Consider the following 9,220-nt stretch of genomic DNA (forward strand, 5'->3'; position numbering starts at 1 on the left):
GGTATTAGCCACCGTTTCCAGTGGTTGTCCCCAACCTGAAGGTAGATTCTTACGCGTTACTCACCCGTCCGCCACTATCTCCGAAAAGACCGTTCGACTTGCATGTGTTAAGCATACCGCCAGCGTTTATCCTGAGCCAGGATCAAACTCTCCATTTTGTTTCTTTCGAGTTTGTCGGCTCCGAAATTAGTTAAAATCTCGAATCCTCTTTCAATTATCTTGACGACGAGGATTGGTTTAATCTATTCTTTCAAAGTATTATTTTTTCTCGGTTCAGTTGTCCGGGAGTCGTTTCTCTCTCTCGGCACTTATCTAATATAGCAATCCTTCCTTTTTCTGTCAAGGGGGTTGAGAAATATTTTTTTAGGGGGTGGGCTGGAAATAGCTGAAAGCCCTATGCAATTAGGGAATTCAGGGTATTTTTGATTTATCGGATCGGCAATAATGCTATGGATATGGCGAAAAAACAAGAGTGATATTTTCTGCTTGATGCAGGTTAGAGAAATATAGTAATAAGTAGGGGTTGCTGGAAAAGTTATCTGTGAGGGACATAAGTATGGCTAACGCCACGCTGCGCTATCAGCAAGCCCTAAGTAGGTGAACACAATAAAACCAAACTGTGTAAAGAAACGTAAAATCGCTGAAAACTTCTTTACTCTTGCCTCTTGCCTCTTGTAATTTAAGGTTATTTATTGGGAAGTTTTTGAGGGGGAATCCTTTTGTAAGCGCAGTAATGTATTATAAAGCTGTCGTTTTAAATTACTGTTTTTTTGGATTTCTACGGTAATTTTGTTAAATTGCTCGATGGTGAGACCACTATCCTCAACTATCTTTTGAGAATGGTTGCAATAATTTACGGCAATATCTTTGGCTTTGTTTGGTAGTGTAATGAAACTTTTGGAATCATTACAGATTACTTGGGGAATGTCTTTGCTACCGATCAGGTTTTTAATTTCTTTAAAGGCCTGCTGACGGGCTGGCTCCATGCCTAATACAGCTTTTGCGTAATTAGTTACTTCTGTACTGTTAAGGTTTAAAGTTTGAGCAGTTACTTTGGAATTGAGGCCAAAAGTCCCGGAAATCAGGCTTGTACTGGTAATAGTTGCCAAGATCAAGGATTGATAGAGGGTTCTCTGCAACCGTTTGGTTAAATAAAGACTATAAGTTTTGAGCATACAACAGGTGACACAGAGGGAAAATAGGGAATAACATAATATGTTTGAATTATTTTCTGAATTAGAAGTTCCAGTCAAGATTGAAATTGAATATTTCGATGTGGGTATTAAGTGCGGCGGCATATTTGACAAAGTTCGATGACTTTAGTTTGTAGTGTTGAGGTTTCGGATGCACCTTGCTTAAGGCTGACTTCTAATTCTAATAGCAGTGGTAAGGCAGAGATGAGTTGCTGTAGGGGGAGGGATTTGACTTCTTGCTGTAGGAAGTAGATGCGTTTGGGGTTAGAGATTTCAGCACCTTGAGCGATCGCTTGGGGGTTGCGTTCACCACTGTCCATCATCATTTTGACTAATAACCAGGTGCGAAATTGACCAATGAGTGTGGCAACTATCCGTAAACCTGGTTCTGCGGCATTACTGAGATCGCCTAAGATTCCTAAAGCTTTTGGGGTATCTCCTGTTCTGATGGCTGTTGCTAATTGTAAGGTATTTTGAGTAGTATTTCTGACTAACTCAGATACTGTATTCACGTCTAAGGGTTTGTTCCTGCCTCCGCTGTAGAGGCGTAATTTCTCCAGTTCATTGTGGAGAAGACGGGTATCATTGCCTACGGATTCAGCTAATAGTTCGGCTACTAGGGGACTGATTTTTAGACCGATGGTTTGAGCGACTTGTTGAACTGATTGGACTAAAAGTTCGGTTTTCCAAGGGGGAATGAGGGAAAATTCGGAAATTGTTGCAAATTGTTTGAGGAGTTTTGTGCTTTTCAGTCGTTCATCTGGTTTGTTGCGACTGGTTAATAGTAAGGTAGAGTCTGGAGGGATGACCTTAAGAGTGCGTTGTAATTCTGCGAGGATGTGGTCTGGACAATTTTGCCCCAGAGTGGTGTTGATGAGCCATACGAAACGCCCACCAGCACCGAATGGCGGTGTCATTGCTTGATTTAAAGCTTGGACGATAGAATCGGGTTGATCTGGAGGAAATGAGGTATAGTTAAAACTAGTCCACAGGGGATCAAGAATGCGATCGCGCAAAGTGACTACGGCTTTTTCCATCGCAAAATCATCTTCGCCCCAGTAAACATATATTGGCATGGTAATTTAGTTAAAATTAAAAATTAATTTGGTCAAATTGAGTAAATCTCCCTACAATCTATCAAAAGAGCGCAAGGTGATCAAGATTGGACGACAACTACCAAACTTATTTAAATCGGGTAGCACGCATGACGCTACCAGAAGCTTACAAAACCCAGATTCAGCATATTCAGGAATCTTCTAAATTTCGAGTTCATGCTGGAGTCAGAGAGGCTACACCCTTTCCAGGCTATACGCTGATTACCCCACCAGCAGCAGAAGATGCAAACAACGCTGCTTTTTACAGCCAAATACAAGCCTATCAACAGCAATTATTAGAGTTACCCATTGCTAGGGATTTGATTGTACCTGTTCCTCCTGCTAGTTTTCATGTGACGGTGGCAGATTTAATTTGGGACAGCGCTTTTCATCATGCTTGTGCAAAAAACCCTCAATTTGCTGAAGATTTGAATTCTCAATTAGCTGAGAGGTTTCAAGAATATCAAAAATTGATGACAAAGGGATCACCTATATCTTGGCAAATGTTAGGATTAATTGTCATGCCCAGGGCTGTGGGTATGTGTTTAGTACCAAAAGATAAACGTTCCTATGAGGAAATTATTCAATTTCGGCGGATAATTTATCAAAATCGCACACTAATGGGTTTGGGTATTGAGCAGCATTATCATTTTACAGCCCATGTGACATTGGGTTACTTTGGCGAAATTCCCCCAGAATTAAACAGGGTAAACCTGAGTACCATGTTTTGTGAGTTTAATCAATCATTGCCGTTAGATACGCCAGATTTTCTCATTGATCAGGTGGAATTACGAAAATTTGATAATATGACCCATTATTATCGTCAACCAGACTGGCCAAGTGTAAATTTCTAAGTCAATGGGGGTTGAGCAAAAGCTTAATGGTGTCAACTTAAGCTACAGATGGCTTATTTGTTTGGCTTCCATACCCACTCAGAAATGATGGCGTAGCGTGGCGTTAGCCATATGGAACGAAGTGAAATGAAGCAATCGCCAGGGTTGTGATTGCTTCCCTTCCCTCGCAATGACTGTAAATATTTTTGTCCAATTACTTATGGCAATTTATCCAAATAAGGACTGACATCAACAGCTAATTTTTGTCCTAGTTTCAGTAATTGACGACATTGCATAGTTTCTGCTTCACTCTCAAGACTGGTAATTCGTGGCAATATTTGACTGTGTAAACAACTCCAATAGAGTTCTTGGGAATGGTTTAAATTAATGCCAAGATGTAATTTATAACCAACATCAATTAATCGTTCTAACCGCTGAATATCTGCATCTATCTTGCTATTGGCAGTATATAATAATTGCCACAATAACCGGACTATTAATTGCTCTAAAATTTGATTACCATCGGGAATATTCAATTGACAACGCAGATGTTCAGCTTCTGTAGCGATCGCTTCCAATTCTCCAATCAAATTCCAGCTTAATTGCAATTCAGTAATATCTTGTTCTAGAGATTTCAACGTTGTCAGACAACGATACCCCAAAGCAATTTCTGCCGCTACCTGTAATTCTCGTGGTACTTCCAACTCATCCCGATGAAAAGCCATAATCACACCGTAATTATCACGATATGCCTGAGTATATAACTGGTCTAATCGTGCCAGTGTATCCTGACTCAACAACCGCATAATCCGGTGACGTTCTTCCGCAAATAAAGTCTGTAAACTAAAGGTATCGTCCCCAAATAATTGAGTCATCACCAAAATCACATGAGCGATACTAGCCTGTTGCAGGGCTGTAAACAGCTTTTCCTTGATTTGACTATAGTTACGTCGTCCGGCAAACTGCTGAATACAGCAATGAAAATCCCAACCACCCAAATGCAAAACCGCAAATACTAAATTTTCACTTTCCCAAGTAATATCTGACACTAGCTGCAAATGCCCCACTGCCATAGTTAATGGTCCCAAGCTTTGCTTATGATAATCTAGCTCATGGGCATTATAGCAATAAACACGCTGATGAGGAATATGGTGATGTTTATCTGTTTGGTGTTGAGGGAGAGTATTTTTGTGATGATTAAAAAGGGAAGTAATAGCGTAATGAGCGGCAACTTGTTTAAAATCAATTTGGGCAGTTAGCACTAACTGACGATATATCTCCGCCCCATGTTTAAACTCTTCCACATTACTAGGAGCTAAACCCAAACGTTTAATAAAGCCTTTTTCTAATTGTACACCTGCCACATCCCCTGCTAATTCTAAAGCGCGAGAGGCATAACGCAAAATCTGTGTTCCCTCTGGGCGAGAAATTTCCTCAAAAAACCAGCCGCAACTGGTGAACATCAGCAAAGAGTGACGCTGCATTTCCAACAAGCGTAAAGCTTCTACCTGTTCAGCCGCTTGGAGTTTGCGAGTTTGATGGTGAGATAGAAATCGTTGAATATTAGCGGGAGTGCGATCGCCCATGACATGAATATATTCGTCCCTCGCTTGCCAAGGATCACGAAATAAGGGATTACCATATTCCTCATAGACATCAATTAACTGATCTCGCAGCCAATTTAACGCATTACGTAACGGTCGCCGCCATTTTTGATGCCACACACCACCTTCACCACCACAACCACAATCATCTTGCCATCTATCAACACCGTGAGCGCAACTCCAAGCCGTCACTGACTTTAATTTTACTTCCCAAGAGGGAGGATTTAAACTTAGATAGTGGGCAAAATTGGTGACAGTCCAACCATGACGGGGAAACTCACCAATAAAGGCATAGGCTAAAGTCTTCTCTGTTCCCTTTTTGTGATGTCCAAAGGTTTCTCCATCTGTAGCTACAGAAATCAATTGGGACTGACGATGATCCCCGCGAATAGCCGCCCCAATCCGTCCTGCAAAATGATGGGAATTGTAGACAACATCACTAAAACCCATATCCCGCGAAATTGGACCATCGTAGAAAAAGATATCAATATAGGCAGTTGATGTTTTTGCAGACTCGTCACTATCTAAATAACAGCGATAAGGACGAGTAGGATCAATCTGATTACCCCCCACCTCATGCCATTGACTACTAGAATCATCTTCTGTGGGGATTGGACGACAACGCTGGGCTTGAGAAGGGGCTAAAATGATAAATTTAATGCCTTCAGCTACCAATGCTTCTAAGGTGGCATAATCTACGGCTGTTTCCGCCAACCACATTCCTTCAGCATCACGACCAAAGCGAGAACGGAAATCTTCCTTACCCCAGCGAATTTGTGTATGTTTATCCCGTTCATTGGCTAGAGGCAGGATAATGTGATTATAAACTTGAGCGATCGCATTGCCATGACCATTGAGGCGATCGCAGCTTTTAGCATCAGCCTCCAAAATCCGCTGATAAACCGACCCATCGTGGCGTTCTAACCACGACATCAGCGTTGGACCGATATTAAAGCTCATGTATTCATAATTATTCACAATCTTCACAATCTCGCCTCGGTCATTGAAGACCCTAGCAAAAGCATTAGGACGATAGCATTCCCAATGAATCCGCTCATTCCAGTCATGAAAAGGACTAGCACTAGGTTGACGTTCAATCGCATCAAGATAGGGATTTTCTCTAGGAGGTTGATAAAAATGCCCATGAACCGTCACATAAACACCCTGAGCAGTTTTCAGGGGATCATGTTCAGGACTGGATTTAGCCTCTTGATCTAATGGTAATATTGAGTCATAACTACTTGGTATTTCCGCTGCCAAAGTCATATATTTTTATCCAAATAAATGTGTAATTTTGAAGAATATTCTTACTATATATACCTTTTCACAATTGTTGTCACTGTGAGGAATAGAAGTTCAGAAGTATGGCTAACGCCACGCTACGCTACCATGAGGTAGGGGCGCAGGGCCTGCGCCCATTCAGGAGTATGGCTAACGCCACGCTACGCTATCAGGAGTTCAGGAGGAAGAATTTGCTCAATCACCAATAAGTAGGTTGGCGTTGAAAATTGTAGTTATAGCAAGGCAAGAGGCAAGAGGCAAAAGTAAAGAAGTTTTCAGCGATTTTACGTTTCTTTACACAGTTTGGTTTTATTGTGTTCACCTACTTAACCAATGACCAATGACTAATGACTAATGACTAATGACTAATGACTAATGTACAGATATGATAGGTATTCAAATGCACATGATATTTTAGACATTGTGTAAAAATCCCCTAAATTCAAGGTAAAAATGTCAATCAAGAACATTATTTTCACCATTCTGCTGCTGTTTATACCCATATCTCTAGCAGCCCACTTTTTAGAATGGGGAGACTTAATAGTTTTCATCACCGCAGCATTAGCGATTCTCCCCCTAGCAGCGTGGATGGGTACAGCTACCGAAGAAATCACCGTAGTCGTCGGTCCAGGAATAGGCGGATTTTTAAACGCGACTTTTGGCAATGCTACAGAATTGATTATCGCCTTAGTTGCCCTGAACGCGGGTTTAATAGATGTCGTTAAAGCCAGTATCACAGGTTCAATTATCAGTAACTTACTCTTAGTTATGGGCTTATCCATGCTACTAGGGGGAATTCGCTACAAAGAGCAAACATTTGAATCAGTTGTAGCGCGAGTAAATGCTTCCTCCATGAACTTAGCAGTAATTGCTATTTTGCTACCAACAGCAATGAACTATACCTCCGTAGGTATTAACGAAGCAACCGTACAGAATCTCTCCCTAGCTGTAGCCATTGTCCTAATTTTGGTTTACGGCTTAACACTACTATTTTCGATGAAAACTCATGCTTATTTGTATGAAGTTGGTATAGCAGAAATAGAAGAAGACGAAGTTACCCATGAAAAACCAAATGTCTGGTTATGGAGTGGTGTGCTTTTACTTTGTACCCTGTTAGTTGCCTGGGAGTCAGAATTGCTAGTTGATTCCTTAGAAGTCGCTACATCTAAACTAGGTCTAAGCGCACTATTTACCGGGGTAATTTTAGTTCCCATTATCGGTAACGCTGCTGAACACGCCACCGCAGTCACCGTAGCCATGAAAAATAAAATGGATCTGGCTATGTCTGTCGCTGTAGGTTCAAGTATGCAAATTGCCCTGTTTGTTGCCCCAGTCTTAGTAATTGCCGGTTGGATAGTTGGGCAACCAATGGATTTAGATTTTAACCCCTTTGAATTAGTAGCTGTTGCTGTATCAGTTTTAATTGCTAATAGCATTAGTTCCGATGGTAAATCTAATTGGTTAGAAGGAACATTACTTCTAGCAGCTTATACTGTCTTGGGTTTTGCCTTCTACTTCCATCCAGTTACTAATGGGATGGGTTAATTACACCATGCCACGGTGCTGACAAATACCCCAACAAATTTATTCAAGATTTGATATTCCCAATCTAATCAATTGGGATTTTTTATCCTTTACCAAGACCTAAATATTTTTTTGATAATTTTAACTCCCTTAAGATAGATGAATAAAATTCATAATAATTATAGTCTCAAATCAGATCATTCTTCCGATATCAACCGCTAGTACCGCCAGGCGCAAGTGAAAAATCAAAAGCAATAGGTCATAAGCTTTTTAGCGAGTGAGAATGGCTGGGTTATTTAAGCCGCAGTGTACTAGATTTATTGTGAGAATCTTTACAAAAAAGAGAGTGGGGAATAGGGATTTTTATTTGTTCCCATTTATTCCCCAGATATTCAATTAATTTTGCTCGGATACCTGTATACAGGTATTATACTAAACACGGGTGAGATTTAAACTTTTGCCAAACGACAAAGAACCCAGATGTGTAGGGGTAAAGCCCGCCTGGGAATGAATTCCCAGTCTAATAGCAGAAGTCATCTGAAGATGACTAAAAATCCCCAGTTTACTTTAGTAAACTTTACTTATTAGCCCGGAAATATGGCTTACGCCACGCTACGCTATCATTTCTGGGTGGGTGTTGAAGCCAACAAATAAGGCATCTGTAGCCTAAGTTGACACCAATGAAGCTCTTGCTTTACCCCTACCTTTAGAATCAAACAATCAAGCCGTTTTGAGTATATATTTAACTTTCTAAATAACTCAGTACCATTCTACATTGCCTCTACTTTTCTTTTGCTATTTACTACTTTATAAATAAGCACAGCGATAAAATAAAATGACTGAAATCGGACTGCTGATGATGGGTGTATTAAATCCAAAACCACTAAATGTACCCCGTTTTCTCTCACAGAAAATCTTTCCCAGAGAGAATGGTATGGGTTTAACAAATCATCAATCCAATAAATTAGCTGTTTACCCTCAAATTACACCGCCAGAATTTACTCAAATCGGTATAACTTCCCCAAATCATCTTTCAATCCTCTCATTCCGAAGGCACAAAATCTTTGAGCAAATAACCCAAAAACAGATGCCCCTGAGTTCTTTTAAAATAGCTGATGCTGGCAATATCCCCATCACAAAAAAAAGGGGTATTCCGGTATCCACAAGATATTCCAGAACCCAGAACCAACCCATGCCGGTTATTAGTTTTGGTAGTTCAGGTATATCTGTGAGAGCTTTACAAAAACTTTTAATTGCCAACGGTTATGGAATACCTGTTGATGGAGTTTTTGGACCAGTCACCGAAACTGCTGTCAAAGCTTTTCAAAATCGTCGCCGTCTATCAACAGATGGTGTAGTTGGTCAAAAAACTTGGTGGGAATTAACAATGTAATTGGTCAGTTGCTTTTTTTACCCAAGTAGATAAGCCCACAGTAATTGTCACAGTTCAAGCTTCTATTCATACTAGCGAAGCTATAACCCAACACCCCTTACTATCACACCGCTAATGTTGGGTTTCACTTCGTTCTACCCAACCTACAAAAATTAAATTAATATTTTTCAGGATGATTATTTATATCGAACTCAGGTGATAGTGCATCAGGAATTTCTTTTTCAACTAAACGAAAACAAGGATATTGATAGATTATTAAGTTGAAAATAATTATCATTATTCCCATGATCATAAATAG

Annotated in this window: 6 protein-coding genes and 1 rRNA gene; 3 read left to right on the plus strand and 4 right to left on the minus strand. The window is 40.3% G+C overall.

The window, feature by feature from the left end:
* From IQ228_RS14085 to holA, 3 genes are all read right to left on the minus strand, one after another.
* A 16S ribosomal RNA gene (locus IQ228_RS14085) occupies window positions 1–158 on the minus strand; the annotation flags it as partial.
* A gap of 531 nt (window positions 159–689) precedes the next feature.
* Window positions 690–1,175 carry a DUF4168 domain-containing protein gene (locus tag IQ228_RS14090; RefSeq protein ID WP_027403897.1) on the minus strand — a complete coding sequence of 162 codons (486 nt, stop codon included), beginning with the start codon at window positions 1,173–1,175 and terminating at the stop codon, window positions 690–692.
* 107 nt (window positions 1,176–1,282) lie between these two features.
* Complete coding sequence (holA, locus tag IQ228_RS14095; protein WP_193963231.1) at window positions 1,283–2,269, minus strand: DNA polymerase III subunit delta; 987 nt, start codon at window positions 2,267–2,269, stop codon at window positions 1,283–1,285.
* A gap of 86 nt (window positions 2,270–2,355) precedes the next feature.
* Between holA and IQ228_RS14100 the strand changes: the two genes are divergently transcribed.
* Window positions 2,356–3,141 (plus strand): DUF1868 domain-containing protein, encoded by a 786-nt coding sequence (locus IQ228_RS14100; protein WP_193963233.1) that lies wholly within the window; start codon window positions 2,356–2,358, stop codon window positions 3,139–3,141.
* 197 nt (window positions 3,142–3,338) lie between these two features.
* Here IQ228_RS14100 and IQ228_RS14105 read toward each other — a convergent pair whose 3' ends face one another.
* A complete protein-coding gene (locus IQ228_RS14105) occupies window positions 3,339–5,990 on the minus strand; it encodes a DUF3536 domain-containing protein (RefSeq protein WP_193963235.1) in 2,652 nt (883 codons plus the stop codon).
* 468 nt (window positions 5,991–6,458) lie between these two features.
* Here IQ228_RS14105 and cax point away from each other — a divergent pair, with 468 nt between their 5' ends.
* On the plus strand, window positions 6,459–7,550 hold the full coding sequence (gene cax, locus IQ228_RS14110) for a calcium/proton exchanger (protein ID WP_193963237.1): 1,092 nt from the start codon (window positions 6,459–6,461) through the stop codon (window positions 7,548–7,550).
* Between the two features lie 814 nt (window positions 7,551–8,364).
* Window positions 8,365–8,922, plus strand: coding sequence for a peptidoglycan-binding protein (locus IQ228_RS14115; RefSeq protein ID WP_228043873.1), 558 nt, complete (start codon window positions 8,365–8,367; stop codon window positions 8,920–8,922).
* Window positions 8,923–9,220: the final 298 nt, after the last annotated feature.

The sequence above is a fragment of the Dolichospermum sp. LEGE 00246 genome (genome assembly GCF_015207865.1).
GTDB classification, from domain to species: Bacteria; Cyanobacteriota; Cyanobacteriia; order Cyanobacteriales; family Nostocaceae; genus Dolichospermum; species Dolichospermum heterosporum.